Annotated in this window: 13 protein-coding genes; 8 read left to right on the plus strand and 5 right to left on the minus strand. The window is 64.1% G+C overall.

What is annotated here, in order from left to right:
* Positions 1-22: 22 nt before the first annotated feature.
* Complete coding sequence (locus VG320_RS12030; RefSeq protein WP_327200329.1) at positions 23-1,660, minus strand: tyrosinase family protein; 1,638 nt, start codon at positions 1,658-1,660, stop codon at positions 23-25.
* A gap of 656 nt (positions 1,661-2,316) precedes the next feature.
* On the opposite strand from VG320_RS12030, the gene VG320_RS12035 reads away from it, so the two are divergent.
* From VG320_RS12035 to VG320_RS12045, 3 genes are all read left to right on the plus strand, one after another.
* Entirely contained in the window at positions 2,317-2,751 is a 435-nt protein-coding gene (locus tag VG320_RS12035; RefSeq protein ID WP_327200330.1) for a hypothetical protein, read from the plus strand.
* A 755-nt stretch (positions 2,752-3,506) separates the two neighbouring features.
* Complete coding sequence (locus VG320_RS12040) at positions 3,507-3,782, plus strand: hypothetical protein (protein WP_327200331.1); 276 nt, start codon at positions 3,507-3,509, stop codon at positions 3,780-3,782.
* Positions 3,783-3,943: 161 nt separating this feature from the next.
* Positions 3,944-5,041 (plus strand): helix-turn-helix domain-containing protein, encoded by a 1,098-nt coding sequence (locus VG320_RS12045; protein WP_327200332.1) that lies wholly within the window; start codon positions 3,944-3,946, stop codon positions 5,039-5,041.
* Here VG320_RS12045 and VG320_RS12050 read toward each other — a convergent pair.
* The 4 genes from VG320_RS12050 to VG320_RS12065 form a co-directional block, all read right to left on the minus strand.
* The gene (locus tag VG320_RS12050) at positions 5,005-6,633 is read right to left on the minus strand and encodes a hypothetical protein (protein ID WP_327200333.1); all 1,629 of its coding nucleotides are present in this window, start codon (positions 6,631-6,633) and stop codon (positions 5,005-5,007) included. The two genes, VG320_RS12045 and VG320_RS12050, sit on opposite strands and share 37 nt — an antisense overlap.
* A 55-nt stretch (positions 6,634-6,688) precedes the next feature.
* Positions 6,689-10,942 carry an AIDA repeat-containing protein gene (locus VG320_RS12055; RefSeq protein WP_327200334.1) on the minus strand — a complete coding sequence of 1,418 codons (4,254 nt, stop codon included), beginning with the start codon at positions 10,940-10,942 and terminating at the stop codon, positions 6,689-6,691.
* A gap of 217 nt (positions 10,943-11,159) precedes the next feature.
* Entirely contained in the window at positions 11,160-12,440 is a 1,281-nt protein-coding gene (locus VG320_RS12060) for an autotransporter strand-loop-strand O-heptosyltransferase (RefSeq protein ID WP_327200335.1), read from the minus strand.
* Positions 12,441-12,488: 48 nt separating this feature from the next.
* On the minus strand, positions 12,489-13,478 hold the full coding sequence (locus VG320_RS12065; protein WP_327200336.1) for a helix-turn-helix domain-containing protein: 990 nt from the start codon (positions 13,476-13,478) through the stop codon (positions 12,489-12,491).
* Positions 13,479-13,987: 509 nt separating this feature from the next.
* On the opposite strand from VG320_RS12065, the gene VG320_RS12070 reads away from it, so the two are divergent.
* From VG320_RS12070 to VG320_RS12090, 5 genes are all read left to right on the plus strand, one after another.
* Positions 13,988-14,698: a hypothetical protein gene (locus VG320_RS12070; protein ID WP_327200337.1), complete on the plus strand. Its 711-nt coding sequence runs from the start codon at positions 13,988-13,990 to the stop codon at positions 14,696-14,698.
* 65 nt (positions 14,699-14,763) lie between these two features.
* Positions 14,764-15,717 carry an AMP-binding protein gene (locus VG320_RS12075; protein ID WP_327200338.1) on the plus strand — a complete coding sequence of 318 codons (954 nt, stop codon included), beginning with the start codon at positions 14,764-14,766 and terminating at the stop codon, positions 15,715-15,717.
* 10 nt (positions 15,718-15,727) lie between these two features.
* Positions 15,728-23,440: an SDR family NAD(P)-dependent oxidoreductase gene (locus VG320_RS12080; RefSeq protein WP_327200339.1), complete on the plus strand. Its 7,713-nt coding sequence runs from the start codon at positions 15,728-15,730 to the stop codon at positions 23,438-23,440.
* Positions 23,437-24,666, plus strand: a complete 1,230-nt coding sequence (locus tag VG320_RS12085) for a 3-oxoacyl-[acyl-carrier-protein] synthase III C-terminal domain-containing protein (RefSeq protein ID WP_327200340.1) — start codon at positions 23,437-23,439, stop codon at positions 24,664-24,666. The genes VG320_RS12080 and VG320_RS12085 overlap by 4 nt, the downstream gene beginning before the upstream one ends.
* Positions 24,666-26,531 carry a 4'-phosphopantetheinyl transferase superfamily protein gene (locus tag VG320_RS12090; RefSeq protein WP_327200341.1) on the plus strand — a complete coding sequence of 622 codons (1,866 nt, stop codon included), beginning with the start codon at positions 24,666-24,668 and terminating at the stop codon, positions 26,529-26,531. Before VG320_RS12085 ends, VG320_RS12090 begins: the two co-directional genes overlap by 1 nt.
* Positions 26,532-26,544: the final 13 nt, after the last annotated feature.

Raw genomic sequence — 26,544 nt, forward strand, 5'->3', positions numbered from 1 at the left:
TGTAGATCATGGGCCGGCCCGATCAATTGGGCTGGCGGTAGACGCTCACCCTGCCCACTTCGATGGTGGCTTGGGCCGGGAGCTTGCGCGCGGGCCGCAGGCTCACTTCGAGGCTCGTATTCGACAACTGCCCGGCCAGATACTCATTGTCCAGCGAGGCCGTGATGTCGAGCACGAACGTCAGGCCGCTGCCGCCGTGTGCGCCGTTCTTCGCGCTCGCGCGCCGCAGCCCGAACAACCCCACATCGCCAACATGATGCGCGCGCAACTGATCCGGGCTATCGTCCCCGGCAGGCAGATTCACATAGACGCCCAGCACGGTCGAATCCAGCTTGCCGCGCACATCCTCGAGTTTCAGATAGACACGATCGGGCGGCGCCGAAAGTGAGGCGGCCGCGAGACTCTGCGCCACGCGCTTTTGCACGGCTGCGTTCAGTTGCACCGTGACGGGCACAGTGGCTCCGGCACCGGAGATATCCACCGCGCCCGCACTGGCGCCTAGCAGCTCGGCGCTTGCGTGGGTCGGGGCGCGGCTGGCCGTCGCCGCCGCCACGTGGGCTTCGGGCGCGACGTTGACGCCCAGGCGTTGCAGTCGCATCAGGAGCGGCGCTGTCGCGGGTTTGGCCTGGATGGAGAGATCCTGATAGGTGTAGTTCAGTGCGGCGAGGCTGGTCATTTCGGCGGGCGTATAGACCCAGCTTTCGCTACCCGGCATCGGCATGACGAACTGGCGCGCCGGTCCTTTGAGCCATTCCGGCGAAGCGGGATTGGTGTTGCCTGCCTCGTTCCACGAGGCCCACATGCGGTCGATATTGCAGTGGTGCAGGTAGAAAATGGGATCGAGCGCTGCGGTGCCAGGGTCGGCCATGAGCCCGTAATTGGTGTCGCTGATCGTGCCGCCCGTGTACACGTGCACCAGATCATGAGGATTGCTTTCCATATTTCCGTGCGGGCCGCCGTTATGCGAAAAACCGCTTTCCGGACCGCCGAAACCCGGCAACGGCGTGGCCTGATTCGATCCGGTGTACACCGTGTTGCTCATGCAGGCGGCCGTGACATCGCCGCTCGTCCAGTTCTCGTCCGGACCGTGCGTTTCTGCCCAGCGGTCGGTCGGGATATAGATATCGCCATCACCGTCGGGGCCGTAGCGCATGGCGACAAAGAGCGCATTGGGCGAACCGTCGGGAAGCTTTTGTTGTGCGAAAGCCGGGGGCATTTCGGCGTCTGCGCCTTGTGCGCCGCCGAAGTAGTTCCAGTAAGGAAGCGCCCAGTTCGACGGACCGCCGAGGCTCACGATATCGGCGCGCAACTGCGTTTCGATCGCGATCAGATAACCGCGGTGCCAGGGCAAGAAGTACCAGCTGCCGTGCTGGCACTGGTTCCAGAACCGGTCCTGGGTGGCCGCGAGCGGAAGCGGCTGCGTGGGGACTTGCGGCGGGCTGCTGATATAGCCCCAGCCTGGAAACGAGGGCGGAGACGGATACCACGGATTGGCGGCGTTGACATATTCGCCGTGCATGGCGGCAAAAAACCACCAGCTGGACGGATCGTCGAGGCTGCGTGACATCATCTTCGCCACACCCTTTGCGTACCAGAAAAGATCAGGATTACTTATCGTGCCGCCTTCATTCCAGGCGTCGTTGCGAACATAGCTGGCCATTTGAAGCTTCTCCTTGAGAGCGATTTAAGGCGTTGGCGCCGTGATGTTGCGGGAGTGACGCACCAAAGATCCGGTGCTTGTTGCAACTGACAGATGGAACATCAGCTTGGTGATGGATTTAGTCCTGAATAAATACGGAATACTGATAAAAAGGCATGGCGAATGCTGGCGTATGGCGCGCCTGATCTTTTCAGAATGAAAATGCGGAACACACGTTTCCCTGCGAATCGGTGGCGCCCGGGGCTGGCGCAGCGCGACTCGCAATGTGCAGGGCAACTGGAAGCTACGGTGTCAGAAAATCACGGCGTATCCTGGACATCCCCCGATAGTCCTGCGTGACGAAACCTTCGAATTGAGCCCCTGGATGGCTGGCGAGAATTCAGGACTTGTGGTCTCCAGGTTTTTCTGGCGTTTCTTATGACGAAAATATAGCCGATGTGGGGCGTCCCGAAGGTCGATGGATGGAGTTCCTATCCAGGTTGATAGGTGCGGTGTGATTGTCAACAGTTCGACTCATTTCGCTAAGCGGCGCGATCCTTACCGTCGAAACACAACGTAAACGTCGTGCGCCTGGCCGGGCTGGCTCCCCTGGCCGTCAGGCCTTATCGTACGAACGCATTACAAGTTTCGGCGCTTTACCACGGAGGGAACCAGCCATGAAGAAAACACTGATCGCGCTTGCATCCATCGCCATTACTGCAGCCGTTTCGCTGCAAGTTCGCGCCGAAGAGCCGCTTGCGCCACCGCCCGAACACCACGCGCCGGAATTTGGCGGCGACATGCGCCATGTTCCTCCGTTCGCCGGTCCGGACTTCGACGTGATCAACGACCTTGAGCAGCTGCGCCGGCTCTATGGCCTGTCGGGACGGCCGGGCGATATTGTCGAGGTGTACCACGAGGTGCTGGATAAGTCCCACAATCCCACCGTACGCCGCTTTGCCTACGACGCTCTCGCTCGCGAGCAGCTCCAGCCTGCAGACCCCGCTGCGGCCATTGCAACGCTGCACGCCAGCCTGGAAGAAGATCTCGAACGCGCCAACAAGGCGCCGCGTTTCGAAGGGCCGCAAAAGCCGGGTGCGCCGCGTCCTTGATACGCGAGGGATGGGAAAGTCGACGCTAACAAGAACTTACGCAAACTTTCCTGGTGCGACGGATGGGAAAGGAGTGGGTTAGATTATTTGCCCACGCAACGGTCGCAGAAGTGTTCGCTTTCACGCAATCGGGAAACGAAAACCGCGAATAGCGGAATTTTTAAAATGCCCGTAATTCGTGCGCAAAATGCCCCATATGGAGGCATGAAATCGACCGGTAAGATTGGCCTGGTCTCCTTCCGCCAACAATACATATTTTTCCGACAATACTCGCGCGAGTGATGTTAATTTTCACTATGCTGCGGCGCAGCAGTGCATAAAATAGTGTGTGTGTTTCAGGCTCGCGATGATGTCGTCTGGTGCAGCCCGCGGCGTACGCCATAACTGGCAAGGCGTTTGCGGGCGCGGCGGCTTGGGTTCCTTACCCGGCCTTACCGCAGCATCGTGCATTCACCATTCATTGGATGTTGCATATGCATATCGAATTAAAAAATCGTCGTCAATTCGGTCGCCGACATCGATAAAAAGAAACATTCGTACAGCTTAACAATATCACAATCATCATACAAAAACAGGCTGATCAAAAAAAGCTTGCGCCTTAAGGGAGGCGGGGGAAATCGGAAGCGGTTTTTTCAAGTTCCTCGTGCAGTGCTGGCCGAGTGCATTTGTGCAACAACGTGTCCGCCATGTACGGACCGTGTTCCATATGCCGCTCGCCAATCCTTGAAGCGGAGTGAGGTATGAGGGGACCTGTCATGATCAGCAAACGCAATGCGCAGCCTGATGCCGCCGCGCGGATCGAGGCATGCTGCGTCACCTTGTTCGAGCGGTGGTGCGAGGGCAGGCTGGTGATTCCCCTCGCTTACCTGATGTCGGTCTGGCCGCTTGCCACACCGTCGCCTGTCTATATGAGGCGGCTCTCACGCTCGCTCGACGATCTGGTCCGCGCGCACGGCGAAATGCTGGGCGACGACGATTGTCGCCTGATCGAAGACGCGATCGCGCACGCCGAACGGCCGCAGCGGAACTGAGTCACTCTCGCCCACCGATGTCCAGCGATGTCCATTGATGGCCACCGGCATGCAGCAGTAAAGCAATGCAAGTTGCACCCAGGTTGGCTGTGCGCGGCGCGCTCGTTGTCGGGTGGCGCCGGGCAGGCCGCAACTCACCGGTGCACAACAGGGGAAACAAGATGGAGCGCCTTTCGAATCTCTCTGGCGTCGTCTCCAGTCGGGCCGGCGGGCCGCGCAGCACCCGCACGGTCAGACAGATCGCCATCACACTGTTCAACGGTTTCTCGCAACAGGAGGCCATCACCGTCGCGCGGGCATTCCAGTCGGCCAATGCCTTGTCGCGTTCCTCGCGCAGTGACAGCGCGATTTACAACGTGCGTCTGCTTTCCGCGACCGGCGGCATGATTGCCAGTTCGTCCACCATGGTCATCTGGACGGAGAGCATCGAAGCCTGCCATCACGGCGAAGGCTTCGACGCGCTGTTCATCATGGGTGGCGCAGGCGCGCACCACGCACTCTGCGATGAGCGTCTGGTCGGCTGGCTGCGGCAGGCCGTGCCGCGCTGCCGCCTGACCTTGCCGATCGCGGAAGGGCGGCTCTTGCTCGAAGCGGCCGCGAGTGTGGCCGCGCATCACGCCCGGCCATCGGGCAACGTCACGCGCAATGAGGTACGCGACACACGCTCGACGCCAGCGTGCGCGTATGCAAACTTCGTGGGACCGCTGCGCATGGCGCTCGATGTGATCCAGACGGACCTGGGCGCGGATATCGTCAACCAGATTGCGGTGGCGGTCGCGCCGCCCTCCGAAACCCAGTTCACGGCCATCGTGCGCAAGAATGCGGAGCATCTCGTGAGCGATCGCATCCAGGCGTCGGCGCGCTGGCTGCTGGCGCATGCAGGCAGCCCGGTCGCCATGCGCGAGGTGGCGCGCGTGGCGGCCATGAGCGAGCGTAATTTTCTCAGGCGCTTCAAGATCGAGATTGGCGTGACGCCTTCCGAGTATCTGATGTACGCACGGCTCGACATGTGCTGCAGGCTGCTGGTCGAAACCAACCTGTCCGTCGACAAAATCGCGGAGCGCTGCGGGATTGGCGGTGGCGGGCGGCTTTCGAAGCTCCTGCGCAAACATCTGGCCACCACGGCGACCGCTTATCGCGCCGACGCGCGGCGCACGGCAGCCACGCCGCCGCAGCAGCAGGAAGCGGCCGGAGATGGGCGTCTCGCGCCCGTGCTCCGGCATCAGAACGTGAACGAAGCGCCTGCGAAGATGGAGTAACGCACGAGGCTGCCGAATTCGCTGCGGCTCGGTCCAAGCGTGACCGACGGCACGAAGTAGAGCAGCCAGTTTTTCCCGACTTCATATTCGACGTCCGATAGTAACTGCGTCGAGTGATCGTTGAGATCCTGGATCACGCGCACGGTGAGGCTGACGTTGCGCACGAGCTTCGAATCGACGTACTGGAGCAGCAGGTAGTCGCGGCGCGGATAGGGGTTGGTCGGATCGAGCGTGAGCGCCGACGTGCAGTGCGCGATGTCCTGCGTCGTGCAGCCCGCATTATGGTGAAAATACTCGCCCGTGATCATCGCGCCGTTCATGAGCGTGTAGGTCGCGCCGGCCAGCAGATCATAGTCGGGGTGCGGGAGCGCTGGATTGGTCGAGAGCGCCGCGCTGCCTTCGCTATAGAGCAGCCACGCGTCGGAGACGTTCCAGCCGCCGAAATAGCCGATGCGCCACGGCGTCGTATCGCGTTTGGAGACGATCAGGGAAAAATACGTCTTTTCGCCCGTGTAGTCGAACTTGGACGCGTAGGCCTTGTGAAACGGGCCGCTAGCCTCGGTGCTGTCGTTCAGGCGCCCCGCGCCGGTATTGGCGATGAACGATCCCGTAAACGACGAGTTGGGAATTGCGACGACGCGCGCATAGTCCAGCCCAGGCTGTTCGATGGCCGGATTGTTCTTGCCGTTGTTCTGGTTGAATGGATTGGACGGCGAAAGCAGTTGCGAAGGTCCCCATTGCAGGTTCTCGCGGCCGTAGCTCACCAGCAGCTTGTCCGTGACGCGATAGCGGGCAATCCACTCGTTGATGTAAGCCGTTGCCGTCGTGAGATCGGTGCCGCCCTGGACGCCGTTCTGCACGCGATCCCAGTCGGCCTCGAAGCGCGGCTTGATGCCCAGTTCCAGCTGACGGAAATTCAGGCTGAAGTCCGGACGCAGGGCGAGTTGCGTCTGGTAGCGCTGGATGCCGAGCGCATTGTTCGGATTCAGTGTCGAGTTCACCGGGTCCTGGATAACGCCGTAACCCAGCACGTTGATGCGCGAATAGAAACCCGCGATGAGCTCCTGGGCGAGCGGCGAGTCCAGCGTGGGCTCGTCGAGTGCTTCTTCTCCAGCGGCAGAGGTGTGGGTTGGCGGTGCAACTGTGACCGCTGGCGGCTCGTCGGGACCACTAGCGAGCGTGATCGCTTTGCCTGGCGCACCCGATGCAGGCGCAGCGAGTGTGGCTGCGCCTGCCGCCACCACATCGTCCGGCAAGGGCGACAAGGTCAGCGCAATAGGCTTGCCGTCGATTGGCGGCAGCTCGCTGTGGTCGTCAGCGAGTCCAGGTGAAACTCGTAAGTTATCCATATCATTGTCTTTGTGGACGTTTGTGGCAACTCCCGCGGGCGCGTCGGAATCCAGGCCATCGTCGTTTTCGACAGCCTGTGCGCCTGGCGCTTCGATGCCCGGCGGCGCATGTGCGAGCGCATCGGCGGCCATTGGCATCGACGCTGGATCGACAGCATCGGCAGGATCGGCGAGTGCGGCGGCGGGCACCGCTAGCGTCACGCCAAGTGCGAATCCCGAGACGATCAAGAACGGTACGGTCATAGCAGTCTCCCAATCCGGTTCCAAAACGGCTTTCCAGGTTAGTCAGTTCGCGTCTCTAGAACCGGTAATCCACCTTGATGCTGCCGGCCTTGACTGAGGCGTTTGAGGTATGAAGCAGGGTGTCGAACGCGGCGGATACCCACAGCGAACGCGTTACCCGCATGTTCAAGGCGACGCCCGCCGTGACGAGGTTGCGCGGCAGCGGCACACCGGCCGCCGTGAACTGCGTGCCGTCCTGCGCGCTCACCGACACTGCGCGACTGGTCGCGCCGACTTCGCGTGCGTAGCCCACATACGCTTCCAGGTGCGAGGGCATCGACGTGCTGCCAAACGCGTAGCGCAGCGCGAGTTGCGCATAGGGCTGCACGCTCTGGATGTTGTCGGTGCCGACCGACAGGTCCTGGTTGCCCGCGCCCGACTCGCTGAACGCCTGGCCGTGGAAGTACGCGAAACGCAACCCCGCACGGGGAATCAGCACAAAGCCGCCCAGCGAGGGCAGCGGCATGCTGGCCTGCGCGGCAGCGGTGACTTCGAGGCCGTTGTGGCTGCCCGAGGTGTTGCCGATGGCGGTATCGAAGGGCCGTTTCTGGTCGATGAAGTCGTAGCCCAGACCCACGGTGGCGGCCAGGTTGACGGGGCCGGTCCACGTCGCGCCGTAGGCTGACCATCGCAGGCTGTCGGCGGTGCCGGTGTCGGGTGTTTGCGCTTCGCTCACATCGAGATGGCTGTAGGCCAGCGTTGCGCCCACGTCGTAGCTGCCGATGCGGTGGTCGTAGCCCGCGATGAAACCGTACTGCCGTGCCGAATAGCCGGAGATGCCGCCGTTGTCGTCGGTGCGCGCGTAATCGCCGATGGCCTTGATCCACACGTGATCGGTGCCGGCAATGCAGTCGCGCGTGTTGGTGCTGCGGCACAGACGGCTGACGCGGTCGAGGATTGCCGCGTTGGTCGCCTGGGCGACCTGCGAAATCGCCGAACCCATTGCCGTGAAGATGCTCGTGTCGACGGGCGTGAGGACGAGATCGATCTCGTTCGCCTTATACGTGACGCTGGGCGTGACATAGCTCAGATTCGCCCCGCTTTCGACGATCGAAACCGGCGAGCCCGAGAACGTGCCGCTGATCGACGACGCCGTGAGCAGCTTGACGGTGCCCGGCCCATAGGCGCTGGTCGCGGCGCTACTGCCCGCGTCATAGACGATGGCAAGCGTCCCGGCGAGCGTGGCGTTGCCCATCACGTCGAGTTGCGAGGCCGAGGTCGGGCTGATCTCCACTTGCAGCGTGGCGCTGGCGGTCTGCTGGTAATTGCCGGCGATCGTCGTCGTACCGATCGAGCCACCGGGGCTTACGGTGCCGTCGTTGACAACGTTGCCGCCGATCGTGCCGTGCCCACGCAAGGTGCCCGCCGCGCCCACCACCACATCGCCGCCGAGCGTGGCCGACGTATGCGCGCTGTCACCCACTTCCAGCGTGCCCGCGAGCACCTGGGTCGTGCCGCTGTAGGCTGTGCTCACGCCGTTCAGGATGACGGTGCCGCTGTGCGCATCCACCAGCGTGCCGCTGCCCGTGAACGCGCCGCCATAGGCGTAGGTGCCGGCCAGATCGAAAACGAGCGTGCCGTCGTTGTGGGTATCGCCAGCGAGTGTTCCTGTCGTTCCGCCCTGACCGAGCATGAGCGTGCCGCCGCCGTTGATCGTTGCGCTCACAACGGTGCCCAGAACGTTCTGCATGCCGCCGCTGTTGACAACCGAATTGCTGGTCACGCCGCCGCTCATGACGAGCTGCGTGCCGCTGCTGTTGATCACGGTGCCGCTCGTGAGCGCGCCACTGTTGACGGCCTGCAGGCCTGCCGCGTTGATCGTCGTGAGCGTGGCGAGGCTGCCCGCGTTGACGCTCTGCATACCGCCGTTGAGCGTCGTATCGGTCACCACCGAGCCACTCGTCAGATATTGAACGCCGCCCGAGTTGACCGTCGTGCCGATGGCGGTGCCGCCGCTGACGACGTCCTGCACGCCGCCGTTATTGATCGCCGTGACACTGGCCACGCCCGCCGACGCGACGTACTGCAGGCCGCCGCCGTTGACGCTCGTGCTGGTGGCCACGCCACCGGCTCCCACGATCTGCGTGCCGCCGTCCGAGAGCGTCGAGGCGCTGGCCGTTCCGGATATCGCCACGTACTGCGTGCCGCCATTGTCGACCTGCGTGATGCTGGCCGTGCCGCCGCTCGCCACGTACTGGGTGCCGCCGGAAAGCAGCGTGCTGCTGGTCGCAATGCCGCCAACTACGTATTGATCGCCGCCGCTGTTGACCGTCGTTGAGACCGCCGATCCCGCGCTTGCGACGTATTGCGCGCCGCCGCTTTCGATGCTGTTGCCGGTGGCGATGCCGCCACTCGCGACGGTTTGCGTGCCGCCGTTTTCGATGTCGTTGTTGTTTGCCGCTCCGCCAACTACGTACTGATTGCCGCCGCTGTTGATCGTTGTTGAGACCGCGGTCCCCGCACTCGCGACGTATTGCACGCCACCGCTATCGATGCTGTTGCCGGTCGCGATGCCGCCGCTGGTGACGGTTTGCGTGCCACCATTTTCGATGGCGTTGTCGTTAGCCGCTCCGCCAACTACGTATTGATTGCCGCCGCTATTAATGGTCGTCGAGACATCAGTGCCCGCATTCGCGACATATTGCGCGCCGCCGCTGTTGATCGTGTTGCTGTTCGCGATACCGCCGCTGGCCGCCGTCTGCACGCCGCCGTTTTCGATGGTATTGCCCGTCGCCGTGCCGCCTACGACATATTGATTGCCACCGCCTTCGACTAGCGTATCCAGGGCGCTGCCCGCGTTTGCCACGTATTGCGCGCCGCCGCTGTTGATCGTGTTGCTGCTCGCGATGCCGCCACTCGCCACCGTCTGCGCGCCGCCGCTATCGACGGTATTGCCGCTCGCCGCGCCGCCCACCACGTATTGATTGCCGCCGCTTTCGACCCAGGTGAGATTCGCCGTGCCCGACGTCGCGACATACTGTGCGCCTTGCGCGAGCACGGTATTGCTGGTGGTGACGCCTCCGCTGACGATGGTCTGCGTACCGCCGTCGATGATATTGCTGGTAGCCGCGCCGCCCGCCACATACTGATTGCCACCGGCTTCGATCATTGTGACGACGGCGCTGCCCGCGATCGCCACATATTGCGCGCCGCCGCTGTTGACGCTGTTGCTGGTGGCGACACCGCCGCTGGCAATCGTCTGCATGCCGCCATCGTTGATGTCGGTGAAGAACGCATTGCCGCCCAGCACATATTGCGTGCTGGCGGAATTGACGGACGTACTGGTGGCCGTGCCGCCGGACCCGACGGTCTGGGCGCTCCGTTCGAGTGTCGTGTCGTTGGCGTTGCCGCCGTAGCCGATGTCCTGCGCGCTGAGTTCCAGTGTGTTGCCGGTCGCCGTGCTGCCGTAGCCGACAAACTGATAGCTGGCGATAAGCGTATTGCTCGTGGCCGCGCCGCCCAGCAGGAGAAACTGTGCGCTGCCAATCAGCGCGTTGCCGCTGGTGACGCCACCGTTGCCGACCACCTGCACGCTGCCCGTGAGCGAATTGCTGGTCGCGATGCTGCCGCTGCCGTTGACGATCTGCACGCCGCCAATCACATCGTTGTCGGATGTCGTGCCGCCGCTGTTGACGAGTTGGATCCCCGCAACAATGGTATTGCTGGTCGCCGTGCCGCCGCTATCGACGAACTGCAGGGCGGCGTCGAGCGTTGCGCTTTGCACCGAGCCGCCCGAACTCACGACTACGGTGACGCCATCGGGCGCGGAAGGAAACGCCGAAATAGAAAACGGTCCTTGGCCGAGAACGGCGTCGAGTGCGATCTGGGCGATTTGCGCCGCGGCCGGTACGGCGCCGATGCCATTGACGACGGTGTTGGTAGCGCTGCCGCCGTCGGCGATGTACTGAAGCCCGGTATAGACCGTCGTGCTGCTCGCCGTGCCGCTATCGACGACGAACTGCGCGCCTGCGCTGTTGACCGTCGTGCCGTCGGCGGTGCCGCCCGTCACCTGCTGGATGCCCGCGCTATTGACGACGGTGGCAATGGCCGTGCCGCCGCTCAACACCCATTGAGTTTGATCGGAGCCGCTGGGCACGACGACGCCCGACGTGGTCTGCCCGGCGCTGACGACGTACTGCGCGCCAGCGGTCGTCGACCAGCCGTGGGCCATGACGCCCGACAGCAGCAGCACCGTCAGGCGGGAGATCCGCTGCGAGCGCCGGCCAAAAACATGTACGCAGAATCTGCGGCGATAGGTGATCGGTTTCATTCTGGTCTCCCTGCGTGATCCAGCACAGATGTGTGTCCAATGGAGTGATGTCGCCGGGTTGTTTTGTCGCTCTCTGCCGCGGCCCAGCGGCGCTTTCAGGTACATCTTTTCAAACTGGCAGTTAATTTGATTCGCATGACGAAGTAATTGCTGTGATAAAAATTGCTGCGAGAATCGGATTCGATCGCTGCGTTGCTGCGGGTACGACGGGCTGGTTTTAGTCGGGTTCGGCGAACGCGGGCAAACGGCGGATCGCGGCTTTCACCTGCGTGGCGGTGATGAGCCGCGTGCACTCGAATTGTCGCGGCGTACCGGCGTGCCGCGGACACCAGAGGAAATCGCTGTGATCGAAGCGCACGCGCGGGTCGTTCCAGCAACTGTTGCAGGCGTGGTAATTGATCACGCGCGCCGGGGTCGCAAATTCATTGCTGGCGCTCGAAAAGCCGCTGATAAGCACGACCGGCGTGCGCGCTGCCCAGGCGAGCCAGGACAATCCGCTCGACAGCCCGACGAAAAAATCCGCGTATCTGAGCCATCTCGCGCGTTCGGTGATCGGACGCTCACCGGTTTGATCCTCGGCGCCGTGGGGAATGTGGTTCCAGACGATCCCGTGACCATGCACCGGCTTCTGGTCGATGCAGATCACGCGATATCCCTGGTCCTTCAGAAAGGCGACGATCTCGCGCCAGCCGTCCGGATTGTTCCAGTACTTGCATTGCGTGGTGCTTTGCGTCGCGATGCAGACGTAGCGTTCCTCGATGGGGCGTCGCTCGTCGTCGAGCGCCAGCAGGGGCGGTGTCTCAACAGGATCGACGCCGAGGATAAAGGCGGCGGTGCGATGCAAGCCCGTTTGGCGGAAGTCGCACGGCTGCCAGTCTGCCGCGCTGTCATCGAAAAAGAGGCCGATGTTGTAGGTCGCGTAGTAACGCTCGGGACGAACTGCGTCTGGTTCGATGAATTCGATCTCGGGATACGCTTCCTCGAAGAGCGGAATCAGCGTGGCCGACATCGCGCAGGTCAACCGGCAATGGTGCTGGCGCTGGAACTTCACCGCGTACGGAAACCAGCCGACGATATCGCCAAGCGTGCCAACCGGGAACTGGATCAGCACTGGCTGGCTGGTGGCGTCGTAGCCATGGCTCACGACCGCAGGGTGGTCCGGGCGTGTGCGGTCGTGAATGTCGATGCCGAAACGCACGAAATACTTCTTTGCGCTGCAGACCGTGCCTGCGCCGAACGCCGTCTCATAGAGCACGTTACCGGTGTCGAGGTCGGTCAGGCGCACGCGCCAGTCGCCAGTGGGCAGCACGACACGGCAGCCCAGGTTGAAGTCGAAGCGGATGCCTGCAGCAGCCTGCTGCGTGGGCAACGGCGCGGGAGCGGGGAACGGCGCCTTGAGCACAGGCGCAACGCTTGCGGGTTGCCGGTTCGCTATCGGTGCTTCATCGACGGAAGCAGGCGTATGGCCCCGTGATTCTAGTTGATTAGCAATACTCATTTTTATTCCCGTATTTTGTGATGTGGTGTTGTCGCCGTGTGAGGCGCTTTAAATGCCCGTGTTGAGCGTCTCGATCGCAGCGCCGGTCACGGGGCGCTCGCGCGCCAGAGAACGGTATTCAAGCGGCGAAACGGAGAGGTACTTGAGAAAATAGCGGCGCAGATGATCGCCGTTGAAGAGGCCACAGCGTCGCGCGATCTTGTCCACCGGCAGGTCGGTTTGCACGAGCAGGATCTGCGCATTTTCCAGTCGCACGCGCGCGAGATATTCGCGCGGAGTCTGTCCGACCTCGGCCTTGAAGCGGCGCAGGAAATTCCGTTCGCTCATGGAAGCGCGCCGCGCCAGTTCGGAAATCGATACCGAGCCAGCGTGATTGCTTTTAATCCATAGCAGCGAGGCTTCGATGCGTTCGCTCAACGCGAACGTGCCCAGCATGCTCATGGTCCGGCCGCCGCTGCGGGTTGATGGCAGTTTCGCGCGCAGCATCTCGCTGCGAATACGCACGAGCGTACCGAAGTCGCGTTCAGCCATCGCCAGCACGCGTTCCACCGCGGCCACGCTGCGTGCATTTCTTGCACCGTTGCGGCCTGCCGCATCCTCAGGCACGGGGCGCACCTGGGTGAGCAGTGGCTCGACGTCGCTCGAAATGGCGATTAGCTCGACCTCGGGACCGGCCTGAACCAGCCAGTCGATGACGGGCGGCGCGAACGTGGTATGGCCGCTGCCAACGAAGATTGCCTTGAACGTGCGCGGGTCGTATTCGTCGATGTTCTCGGCGAACAGGCGAATCGACGAGGCGCAGGCAACATTGCCTTTTTCCGTCGACAGCACGAAAACGTCGTAGCGGTGCGTGGTTTCGTCCGACCAGGACAGGGCGTCGTTGACCAGTTGCCACGTTTCCGCCACGGAGGCCGCTTCGCTGAGCTGACAGGCCTCGAGAATGAGGATCGCGATGCGGCTCGTCGTGAAGGCAACGCCCGCAGCGTCCGTGTCCCGTGGCGTGTGGTTCCCCGTTTTATCGCAGTCTCTCAGGCTCATCGCGGTCTCCCGTTCAAGCGTGCGAATCGTCTTATCCGCTGCGTTGCATCATACTGGCCACGTTTTTGACGGGTTGCATTTCGTCGGAATGGAAGGTTTTTTTGGCGGAATCTGGCAGCGAGGCCCAGGTTGCTTTGCCGCAGTCCTTATTTCATGGAGTATTCGCTCAATAGCGCGTCTTGCGCGCGGCGCTCGCCGCCGCACCTTCTTTGTGAACGGACGTTTGGAATGTTCGATGTGCAATGCGGAAATCGTGTCTGAAACTTTAGGGAATATGGCGGATACGACGGAATTTATCCAATAACATCCATTTAACCGGTTCGGCACTTACAAGCAGTAACAAAAGCAGTCGAGCGGGGAGGGCGCCGGGGAGGCGTATCGCGTTGACGATGCGAGCCGGACATAAAAAGGCCATTGCGGGGCGCGGGGATCAGGTGTCGAAGCGCGCTGCCGCAACAGGTCGACACCCATATCGAGGATGACCGTTAATTAATAAGGATGGCTGAGCAATGAACGAGAGCCAGATTGTCATTACGAAGATGCGCGACACGTTTAGCCAGATCGAATACGCAGGCAGTATCGAAGATTGCCTGAGCGAGCTGGCGGTGAAAGCGGGGGACGTGCTCAATGCCGCATGCGCGATCGTCATGCTCAGCGAGTCCCAGGTCGCAGAGATGGGGCTGCGGCCGGGAACCGGGTTCGGCGACGTGCTGCCGCCCGCTGCGTTGGCCACGCCTTCGCTGGAGAGCATGCGCATGTTCTCCGCGATCGAGATGCAAGGCAAGGTGATTGGCGTGATTCGCGCGCATCAGCGGCAGCCGTCGCGCTGCTTCGATGCCGACGATCTGCAGCTTTTCGGCCTGCTCGCGCTGGTCATCACGCGCTCGATCCAGGTCATCCAGATGCAGCACATCCTCAAATCGCGCTTCGCGCAACTGGCGCTCACCCGCAGCACCGAAAAGACGATCGGCGAAATCGTCGCGGAATCGGCCCAGTCGCCCAACCAGATGGCCCGCATTCTTGCGAAGTCGTTCTACCGCGAAATGATTAGCGCGGGTTTCAGCTTCAACCAGATCGTCTATGCGGCGACCGAGGTGATCTCGGAGTTGACCGACAACATGCGCAAACACAAGAACGCGTACCGGCGCCGCGTGGCGAAAACGAGTGCGCCGGAACTGGAGGCAAGCGTCGGGCCCGTGGGGCAGATCGACGCGATTTAAAGGACGGCGCGAGACAAAGAATTCGCGTCGATCCATGCCGCACGGATGCAAGCAAGGGGAACGCCATGAATGTGAGACCAGACCTGGGCAGGTGGCTAACCGAGCACCACGCCGTGATGGATGGCGACGCGCTGCTGTGCCGCGTGCCGCATACCGCGCTCGACTGGACGATGCTGGAAGAAATCATTCAGCATCCCTTAACGAGTGAAGGGGCGATGAGCGAAGCGCAGCAGGAATCTGCGCCCGTTCACTCGTTGACACTCGACTCACTTGTGCCAGAGCCGATCCAGCGCCGCTTCGAAGTCCGTGCGCAGATCAACCCCGGTGCGCGCGCCGTGAAGTTCGGCGACGACGAACTGACTTACGGCGAACTCGACAGCCAGGCCGACAGCCTTGCCGCGATCCTGCAGGACCAAGGCCTCGCGCCACGCGAAGTCTGTGCGGTGCTCATGCCCGTGTCGCTTGCCATGGTGCGGGCGATTCTCGCGGTGCTCAAGGCGGGCGGTGTGTGCCTGATGCTCGATCCGCTCAACGACTGTACGCGCCTGGCCGCGGCGCTGCGGGCCGCCGGCGCGCGTACGGTGATCGCGCAGCGCGCCGAACTGCCGTGCTGCGCGGGCATCGGCGCGAACGTCGTGTGCTGCGATGACAACGATGACGACGACGACGCCTGCCACGCCCACTGGCCTGATGACTGCAAATCCGATGGCGTGTCGCCTGCGTGCGCGGTGTGCCGCGATGCGGGAAGCGATGCGCCTAGCGTCGTGTTCCAGCAGCACATCGACGTGCTGGACCGGCTGGAGTCGATGCAGGCGATGGCGCCGATCGGGCAGGGCGATTCGCTGCTACAGGACGTCGAACACGTCTTCGACGAGGCTGTTTGGCAATCCTTATGGCCGCTCACCCAGGGGGCGCGGCTGGTGATCGTCCCGCAGCGCGAACGGATGAGTCTGGAAAGCGTGCGCCGGCTCATCGAGCGGGAGCACATTACGGTCATGCACGTCCACTTCCGTGGATAAGGGGACTTCAATGAGAACAGCCCGACAAAAAACGCTCGCGGTGATGGCGCTCACCCCGTCTTGCTGGCTCACTCCGGCGATCGCCATCGCGGCCTGCCGCGCGGGTGCGACTGGGGTGCTGGATCTTGGCATCGGCAAGCCGCCTGGCGAGGTCGAAGCCGCGCTTGCGCGACTCAGAAGCGGCATAGCGGAGTCGGCGTCGTGGGGCGTGCGCTGGGATGCATGCAGGGATGCGTCGGGTGGGCTGGCTAAGCTGAGCGCATTGCTGGGCGACGCGCTGCCGGTGCCCTTGCTCGTGCTGGCTGGATTGAGCGCCGCCGACGCGGCGCAACTTGTGGGTGCCGCTCATGAACTTGCGGGCACGGTCATGCTGGAGGTGCAGGATCTGCGCGGCGCGCAGGTGGCGCAGGACGCGGGGTTCGACGGTGTGATCGTCAAGGGTCACGAAGCCGGTGGCCATGTGGGGCCGCACGCCTCGTTCATACTGCTGCAGGAATTCAGCGGGCAACTGGAGATCCCCTGGTGGATTCAAGGCGGCATCGGCCTGCATACGGCGGCGGCCGCGATGCTGGCTGGCGCGGCTGGCGTGGTGCTGGGCGAGCCGCTGTGGCTCGCGGAAGAAGGCCCGTTTGCTACGCCCGCGCAGCGCATGCAATGGTCGAAGCTCGATGGCAGCGAGACCGTGGTGATCGGCGCGGGCGATGCGCAGTATCGCTTCTTCAACCGTGCGGGGCGCGCGCATCTGCGTGAGCTAGACGTCGCGCTCGCGAAAGGCGAGGCCTGGCAGGAAGCGCTGGCGCAGCGCATGCAGGGCGACGATGGGCTGATTGCGCTTGGCCAGGACATCGCCTTCGCACCGTCTTTCGCCGAACGCTATGGCACCGTGGGCCGCATGATCACCGCGCTGCGCGAGCACGCCGCTACCGCAATCGAGCAGGCCGCCGCCCAGACGCCGCTCGCGCCGCATAGCGCGCTCGCGCAGCAGCACGGCACGCGTTACCCGATCGCGCAAGGCCCGATGACGCGCGTGAGCGATGTCGGCGCGTTCGCCGCTGCGGTGGCAGAGGGCGGCGCGCTTCCGTTCCTGGCCCTCGCGGTGCTGCGCGGCAAGCAGGTGCGCACGGTGCTGGAAAGCACGGTCGAGCGCATCGGCACGCGGCCCTGGGGCGTTGGCATTCTCGGCTTTCTGCCGCTGGAGTTGCGTCAGGCTCAACTTGAAGTCGTGCGCGATTTCAAGCCGCCGTTCGCGATCATCGCGGGCGGCCGCCCCAGCCAGGCGCGCGAGTTGGACGAGGCTGGCACTGTCACGTATCTGCATGTCCCTTCGCCGGGTTTGCTGCGGGGGTTTCTCGCGGACGGCGCACGGCGCTTCGTATTCGAAGGCAGCGAGTGCGGCGGCCATACGGGGCCGCGCACCAGCTTTATTCTGTGGGAATCGGCCATAGAAATTCTTTTGCACGCCGATATTAAGGATGCCGAATCAGTTCAGGTGCTATTTGCTGGCGGCGTGCACGATGCGCTTTCGGCGGCGATGGTCAGCGCGGTGGCTGCGCCGCTCGTCGCGCGCGGCATGAAGATTGGCGTGCTCATGGGTACCGCCTATCTCTTCACGCACGAAATCGTTGCGCAGGGCGCAATTGTCGAGGGGTTCCAGCGCGAGGCCGTCGCGTGCGAAAAGACCGCGCTGCTGCAATCGGGCGTGGGCGTCTACACGCGCTGCGCGCAAACGCCGTTTTGCGACGAATTCGAGAAGGTGCGCCGCGATCTCGTGCTGTCCGCCAGTTCGGACGAAGACACGCTGATGAAGCTGGAGATGATGAATATCGGGCGGCTGCGCATTGCGGCAAAAGGCATCGCGCATCGCAGCGACGCGGAACTGGCACGCGGCGACGACGGCTATGTCGAAGTCGACGAGGCTACCCAGCGCAATGAAGGCATCTATATGCTCGGCGAAGTCGCGCGGCTGCGCACGTCCACCTGCAGCGTCGCCGAATTGCACGAGAACGTCGCAGCCGGCAGCGAAGCGCTGTTGCGCCGTCGCGCCCGGCCTGTGCCGTTGCCGGCACGCTCGCGGCGCGAAGACATTGCCATCGTCGGCATGGCGTGTCTGTTTCCGGGCGCGCAGAACGTGCGCGAATACTGGCAGAACATTCTGCGCGGCGTGGATGCGATCCGCGAAGTCAGCGACGATCGCTGGCGCGTGGCCGATCTGTTCGATCCGAAGCGCGGCCAGGCGGACAAGATCTATTCGAAGTGGGGCGGCTTTCTGGACGATATCGCCTTCGATCCGCAGCGCTACGGCATCGCGCCCGCGAGCGTGGCGTCGATCGAACCGGTGCAACTGCTGTCGCTCGAAGTCGCGCGGCTCGCGCTGGAGGACGCCGGATTTGAGCGCCGCGGCTTCCCGCGCGAGCGTACCGCGACCATCTTCGCGGTGGGCGGCATGAACGACCTCGGCACGATTTTCAATTTCCGCGCGCTGCTGCCGCACTATCTGCGCAACGTGCCAGGCCTGTCCGACGCGGCGCGCGAACAACTGCTCGCGTCGATCTACGACGACGTGCTGCCCAAATGGACCGAGGACACTTTCCCCGGCATCCTCGGCAACGTGATCGCCGGGCGCGTGGCCAACCGGTTCGATCTGGGCGGCGCGAATTTCACGGTCGATGCGGCCTGCGCGTCGTCGCTGGCCGCGCTCGACGCGGGCATGCGCCAGTTGCGCAGCCACGATGCCGACGTCGCGCTGGTGGGCGGCGTGGACGGCACCAATGGACCGCTCGGTTTCATGTGTTTCGCGCAGACCTATGCGCTCTCGCCGCGCGGGCGCTCACGTCCGTTCGACGATAGCGCCGATGGCATCGCTATCAGCGAAGGTGTGGGCGCGGTGGTGCTCAAGCGCCTCGCCGACGCCGAGCGTGACGGCGACCGCGTCTATGCCGTCATCAAGGGCATCGGCAGTTCCAGCGATGGGCGCAACCGCAGCCTGACCGCGCCGCATCCGCCCGCCCAGGTGCAGGCGCTCAAGCGCGCCTACGCGGAAGCGGGCGTCGATCCCGCTGCCGTGACGCTGATCGAAGCGCACGGCACCGGCACGGCGCTCGGCGACAAGTCGGAAATCGCCGCGCTCAATCTCGCGTTCGGCGAGGCGCAGATGGGCAAGCAGGTCTGTGCGGTCGGCTCGGTCAAATCGATGATCGGGCACACCAAGGTCGCGGCAGGCATGGCGGGCCTCATCAAGGCCGCGCTTGCGCTGCGCCATCGCGTGCTGCCGCCCACCATCGGCGTGGATAAACCCGCGAGCGGAATCGACTTCGAGACCTCGCCGTTCTATGTGAACACGCAGACGCGGCCCTGGCTGCGCGGCGCGCAGGCGCAACCGCGTTACTGCGGCGTGAGCGCGTTTGGCTTTGGCGGCACCAATTTCCATACGGTGCTGGCCGAGTATACGGGCAGTTTCCGCGAGTCGGACGCGCTCGACCTCAACCCGCGCGACGCGGAAATTTTTGCCTTCGCCGGGCCGACCCGTGCGGAGATCGAGAAGGCTGTGCGCCAGTTGCAGCAGGCGCTCGATCGCACCCAGGCAGTCGATCTTGCGCAACTGGCGTGGTCGCTGTGCCGCGAGCAGTCGGCCGTCAAGCGCGTGAACGGCTCGCACGCGTGCCGTCTGGTGGTGCTGGCGACGTCGATTGCGGATCTCCGGCACAAGCTTGCGCGCGTGCTCGAACTGCTGCCGGATCACGCGGAAATCTCGGCGCCGCCGGCGCTCTTTTACGCCGAGCGCAAGGAAGCCGCAGGCGGCGTGTGTTTCCTGTTCCCGGGGCAGGGCTCGCAGCGCGTGAACATGCTGCGCGATCTGGTCGCGACCATGCCTGGGCTGCAACGATACTTCGAGGAAGCGCCGCCCGCTGATGAGGGCAACGCAGGCGAGCGCATCGCGTCGCATATCTTTCCGGTGCCCGTGTTCGACGACGCCGCGCGCGACGCGCAACAGGTAGCGCTCAACGATACGGCCGTCGCGCAGCCCGCGCTGGGCATGACCGGTATGGCGGCATTCGACGTGCTCACGCGTTTCGGACTGCGCCCGGACTTTGTCGCGGGGCATAGCTATGGCGAGTACGTTGCGCTGTGCGCGGCCGGCGCGCTCTCCTTCGACGCGCTGATCCGGCTTTCCATGGCGCGCGGCAGGCTGTCGGCGGATGCGCCGCCCGGAGCAATGGCGGCGCTCGAAGCCGATGGCGTATGTGTGGCCGAAACGATCGCCAGTCATGACATGAAGATTAGCATTGCTAATTTGAATGGCCCGGATCAAACCATCGTATCCGGCACGGTCGAAGCCATCGACGCAGCCCTGCCGGTTTTCGCCCAGGCGGGCTTGCGCGTAAAGAAGTTGCCGGTGAGCGCCGCGTTCCATTGCGGCATCATGGCCGGCCCGCGCGATGCACTGGCCGCGGAACTGGCGAACGTCGAATTCAATACGCCTGGCGTGCCGGTGTACAGCAACACGACGGGCGAGCCGTATCCTCCGTCCGGCGACGAGGTGCGGGCGCTGCTGGCGCGCCATATCGCAGAGCCGGTGCGTTTCGCGGACGAGATCGAAGCGCTTTATCGCGCGGGGGCGCGGGTATTCGTCGAATGCGGGCCGGGCCTCGTGCTGGGCGGTCTGGTCGATCGCATTCTGGGCAGCCGTGCGCATGCGACGCTGGGAATCGACGCGCCGGGGCGTTCTTGCGGGCTGCAACTCGCGCAATTGCTCGCTCAGGCACAGGTGATCGGCCTGCTGGTGCGGCTCGATGCCTGGTTTGCCCATCGCGGTCTGAAGGACTGGAGCGTCGAGGAAGTCTTCGCCGATGCCGCCACGCGCGACGCGCCCGGTCCGCTCGTGTGGCGCGTGAATGCGGCGCGTGCGAAACCGTGGCATGCGCCGCAGCCGCGCGCCGTTGCGCGGCGTCAGGCGGCGCCCATCGTGGTCGCCCAGGCCGATCCGCAGACGTTGTCCGTATCGCACGCGCCGTCGTCCGCAACGCAGCCTGAGGCCGTCGCTGCGTCCCTTCCCCCGTCCGTTGCGGCACCTCCCGCCGCCGCGTCCCCCGCGCCTGCCGCTGCCGATCCGGCGCCGGCCTTCGCCGCAGCAGTGCCTGCTTTTGCGCCGGCGCTGCCGCTTACGCCTTCCATCCTCAGCGACAGGAGAACCACGATGAAAATGGAAAACCTACCCGGCGAAGGGCCAGGCGCGATTGCGCGTGGCGCGCCGCCCGCAGAGCGCTGCTCGGAGACCGAGTTCGCCCAGATCCAGTTCGGCGTGAGCCGTCTGCTGGAGCTGCAGTTCGAGCAGCAACGCAGCTTGCGGCATTTCCTTGAATTCCAGGCGCAGCTTGTCGCCATGCCGCGTCAGCGTGCGGGGATTGCTGACCCGCTGCAGCAACCGTCGCCTTATGCGATTCTGGGTGCGGTGCCGCTGGCCACAGCGGCGGCGTCTACCGTCGGTGCGCCGCTTGCCGTACCTGCGCCCGTGTTTGCTCCCGCGCCCGAGCCGCAGCAAGCGGCGCAGCCCGTGGCGCTCGCGACGACACTCGACGCCGCGCCGCCCACACCCGTGTTACCGCGCCAGATCCTCGCCGCCGCGCCGATCACTCCCGCGCCGCAGCGGGTGACGCCATCGGTATCCAGTGCGCCGATCGAAGCGCCGCAGGTTATAGCCGTACCGTCAGGCCACACCAACAGCGCGGGCGCGGCCTCGACCGAAGCGTTCAAGACTCACCTCCTTCAGGCCGTCTCGGAGCGCACCGGCTATCCCATCGAGATGCTCGACCCTGACGCCCACATGGAAGCCGATCTCGGCATCGACTCGATCAAGCGCGTCGAGATCTTCAGCAACCTGACGACGAAATTCAATCTGCTGGGCGAGCGCGACGAGGAGGCCGTCATCGAAGCGCTCTCGGGGCTTAAAACGCTCAATGAAATCGTGGCGTGGTACGCGGACATGACGGGCGCGGCGGCCGCGCAAGCGAACGTCGTTGCCGGAGGGCATGCGCCAAAAAAAGCCTCGGCTCCACCGACTTCGTCCAATGAAGCGGTGGAGTCCGATGACGATGTCGCGCACGGCGACCCGGTGCAGTGCTATGCGCTGGAGGCAGTCGCGGCGGGACTGGACGAGGCCGCGGGGGCTGGCGACCTGTTCGCGAACGCGGGCGTGTTGCTGGTCGGCACGGGGCCGCTGGCCGATGCCTTCGCCAGCGTGCTCGCGGGGCAGGGCGCCGAGGTGCAGCGAATTGTGCCTGCAACGCTCACGCGCGCCATCGACGCTCAGCACTACGAAGTGGATTTATCGTCGCTGGCGGCGGTACGGCAACTACGCGAGCTCGTCGTTGCTGCGTCTGCTGCAAAGCCGGTTGTGCTCATCAATGTGATGGGCGCCGTAACCGGCGGGGCGCACGGCCATCGCCACGATGCGCGTGCGCTGTTCCTGCTGCTCAAGGCGTTCGAGCAGGATCTGAAAGGCGGGGCTCAGGGCGGCGCCTGGCTCGTCAACGTGACGGCCTTCGACGGGCAGTTTGGCCTGAGCCGCTCGCGCGCGTTCGAAGTCGAAAGCGCGGGCGTGCTGGGCGTGGCGAAGACGGCGGCGCGCGAGTGGCCGGGCGTGAAGGTCAAGTGCGTAGACGTCGATCCTGCGCTCGCGCCCGCCGTCCAGGCGGCACGCGTGATTGGCGAGATGCGCAGCGGCCAGCCTGGTATCGAGGTGGGCTACACGGCCCAGGGCCGCTGGCGTCTCGATCTGCGGCACACCGACGTCGTGCGCCAGGATCTCTCGCGCCTCACGCTCGATCCCGACGCGGTCGTGCTCGTCACCGGCGGTGCGTGCGGCATCACGGCGGACGTGACGCGCGCGCTTGCCGAGCGTTATCGGCCGAAACTCGTGCTGGTGGGCCGCAGCCCGTTGCCCGCCGAAGAGGACGCATCGACCGCCGGCATCGACGATCCCGCCACGCTCAAGCAGATATTGATTCGCGAGCGGCGCGCCCACGCGGACAAAATCACGCCGGCGGAGATCGAGCGCATTTACACGCGGATCCTGCGCGATCGCGAGATACGCGCGAATCTTGCGGCGATGCGCGCGGCGGGTGCCACCATCGACTATCGCAGCCTGGATGTACGTGACGAGAAATCATTCGAACAACTGATCGATGATGTATACGAGCACTACGGACGTATCGATGGCGTGCTGCACGGCGCGGGTGTAATCAGCGACAGGCTGATCGCCGACAAGCCGCTCGACGCCTTCGAAGCGGTGTTCGACACCAAGGTCACGCCCGCACTCGTGCTCGAACGCAAGCTGCGCCCGCAGCAACTGAAGTTCATCGTGTTTTTCTCGTCGGTCACGGGACGCTTCGGCAACGTGGGGCAGTCGGACTATAGCGCGGCGAACGAAGTGCTCAACAAGCTCGCGGACCGGATGTGCCACACATGGCCGCATGTTCACGCACTCTCGATCAACTGGGGGCCGTGGGACGCCGGCATGGTGAGCAACGAATTGCGCCGCCTCTATGCGCTGCGCTCGATCCGGCCCATTCCTGTTGAACTAGGACGACGCCACTTCATGACCGAACTGGAGCGCGGGGCGAGCGGTACGCCCGAACTCGTGATCTCGTCGAGTCTCCAGCAGATCGCCGCGCTACGGCTCGGCCCGGACGCACGCAAGGCCAACCAGGGGAGCACGCTCAAATGAATACTTTCGCCAAGCCCGTCCTCACCAACTTCTGGCCCGCCCAGGTTGCCAAGCCGGTGGCGCAGCGCATCACGCTGGAGGTGAGTTCGTACGCCCTGGCCATGGGCTTTTGCCGCACGCACGACATCCAGACGCGCGACGGCATCCGCCAGACCGTGCGCGATTTCAGGGACAAATTTTCGCGCTACGCGGTGACGCCCGACCAGATCCGCCGCCGTCAACTGGTATTCTTCCCGCGCCTGCGCGATATCCGCTTTGTCGATGGGGAACTCGTGCTCGCCGACCCGGCTCCCGAGCATCGGCATCTGCGTCTGCATTCGCCCGACCTGAAGGACCCGAAGGGCGCGGACATACGCGAGCGTCACGAAAGCTACGCGAAAGTCGTGGGCGACTGTCTTGCGGAAATGTACGACGGCATCCCCGATGCACCCGACGACATGATCCACGTGACCAGCACCGGCTATCTTTCGCCAAGTCCCGTCGAGCGCATGGTGGCGCACAAGGAATGGTTCGATACGACCGTGACGCACAGCTACCACATGGGCTGCTACGGCGCGTTTCCGGCGATCCGCATGGCGCACGGCTTTCTGTCGTCGTCGCACTTCGGCGTGACGCCGCCCAAGCAGCGCGTCGATGTCGTGCATACGGAACTGCTTTCCGCGCACCACAACCTGGAGGATGGCAGCGCGCAGAACATCGTCGCGATGACGCTGTTCGGCGACGGTTTCATCAAGTATTCGGTGTGCTCGGACGAGTACGTACGCTCGCACGGCCTGCGTGGTTTGCGCGTGCTCGCCTTCGACGAACATCTGCTGCCGGATTCCGCCGATGAAATGACCGAGGTGCCCGCGCCGCACCAGTTCCAGATGACGCTCACGATCCGCGTACCCATCGTCATCAAGCAGCATGTGCGGCGTTTCGTGACTTCGCTGCTGCAAAGCGCGGGCATCGACTTCGAGCGCGAGAAACACAGCATTGTCTTTGCGATCCATCCGGGCGGCCCGCGCATCGTCGAGCACGTGCAGGACGAACTGGGACTGCGCGACGACTACGTGGGCATCAGCAAGGAGGTGTTCCGCGACAACGGCAACATGACCTCGGCGACGATTCCCTACATCCTCAAGCGCATCGTCGAAGAAAAAGCCATCGCGCCGGGCACGCGCGTCGTCTCGCTGGGATTCGGGCCCGGCATGACGGTGACTGGCCTCGTCATGGAGAAAGTGTGATGCTCAATCACCACGACCACGGCATGCCCATCATCGCGCGACTGCATGAAGTCCGCGCGGCAGCCGGGCTCGCGGCCGACGAATCACGCGCGGCGCACGAAGCCGGTGCGAGCGCCTATGAACCCGTTGTTGCCGAACGCGAACCAGAACCCGAGCGCGTGTTGCCGTTCGTGGGTGACGTACTCAGCTACGAGCCGGGCGTAGCGGTCATGGTCGCACGACGGCTTTCGCTCGACGAGGATCTGTATCTCGCGGATCACCACTTCGTGCAGGCGGACGGGGTCAAGCCGCTATCCGCGTGCTTTCCGGTGGTGCCGATGACCGTGAGCCTGGAGATCATGGCGGAAGCCGCGGCGTGTCTGGCGCCAGGGTTCGGATTGATCGGCTTCGAGCAGGTGAATGCGGCGCGCTGGATCGCGCTGGCCGATACCGACTCGCTCGCGCTGCGGGTCGAGGCGCGCACCCGCAATGTCGATCCGCAGCGCGAAATCTGCCGCATCGACGCGCAAATCTACGTGCAGGACGAGGCCCGGCCATCGATCAGCGCAACGGTGCTGTTCAGCTCGCACTATCAGCTCGATCTCAATCTTGGCTTCGGTCTCCTGAACGAACCGCGGGCGGTTTCGGCGGGGCAAGTCTACGAGGAGCGCCAGCTTTTTCACGGGCCGCGCTTCCAGTGCATAACCGGAGACATGCTGGTGGGATCGCAAGGCGTGCAGGCCGATCTGCGTGTGAATTCACCGGCCAGCTTTTTGCGTTCGACCGCGCAGCCGCAATTGCTGACCGATCCTGCACTGCTCGACACCGTGGGGCAGGCGATGGCGGTATGGACCTTGCAGCAGGGCGGCGTGGTGTTTCCAATTGGCCTCGGCAAGCTCGAGCTTTATCGCTCGACGCCTGCGCCCGGCACACGCGTGCCGATGCGGGTGGAGGTCACGAGCGGCGCGGGCAAGACGCTCGCCGCTAACGTCGAGATCGAGGACGGTCAGGGCGGCGTGTGGCTGCGCGTGAAGGACTGGCGTTCGTGGCGTTTCCAGTGGGACCGCAAACTCGTGGCGTTTCGCCGCCGGCCCGAGAAGCATCTGCTCAGCGACGAACTCGCGCTGCCGCCAGGCGCCGCCGATGCGGACGCGGTCGCGCGGCGCGTGACGAAAGCGTGCCTCGCGGGTTTCGATCTGGAATTGCTGGCGCGCCATTACCTGAATGGCGACGAAATGGCCGTATTCGCGAAGCACGCGCAACGCGTGGAACCGGCGGGGCGGCAGCGCGCGTGGCTACTCGGCCGCATCGCAGCGAAAGACGCGTTGCGCGCGTGGCACGCACGTGAGCACGGCCACGAGACAGCGTTGCATCCTGCGGCGTTCGGTGTCGCCAATGACGCGCGCGGCAAGCCGGTCGTCACGGATTGGCCCGACGCGAGCGTGCCCGCGCTGACAATCGCGCATTGCGGCGACGAAGCCGTGGCGATCGCACAGCGCGCGCCCGTGGGCGTGGATATCGAGCGCGTTGCGAGTCGCGACGAGGCTTTCCTGCGCACGATCTCCAGTGACGCAGAACGTGCCCTGCTCGAACATATTTCGCATGCCGAATCGTTGACGCAGGTACAGCGCGATGCGTGGGTTACGCGGCTCTGGTGTGCGAAGGAGGCGCTGGGCAAATGGCTGGGCACCGGAGTGGAGGGCGCGCCGCAGCATTTCGAGGCGACGGCGCTGGAATCCGGCGGCCAGTTGCACATGCGCCATCGGGGCAGCGCTCGCGAAGCGCAGGTTAGCACCGTGCAGGATGGCGCGATGATCGTCGCCGTGTGCCGTGAATGCGGACCCGAAGTGTGCGGGCGTGACGACAACAGCCCATCGACGTTTTGATCGAGGAGCCTCA

The sequence above is a fragment of the Paraburkholderia sp. genome, assembly GCF_035948235.1.
GTDB lineage: Bacteria > Pseudomonadota > Gammaproteobacteria > Burkholderiales > Burkholderiaceae > Paraburkholderia.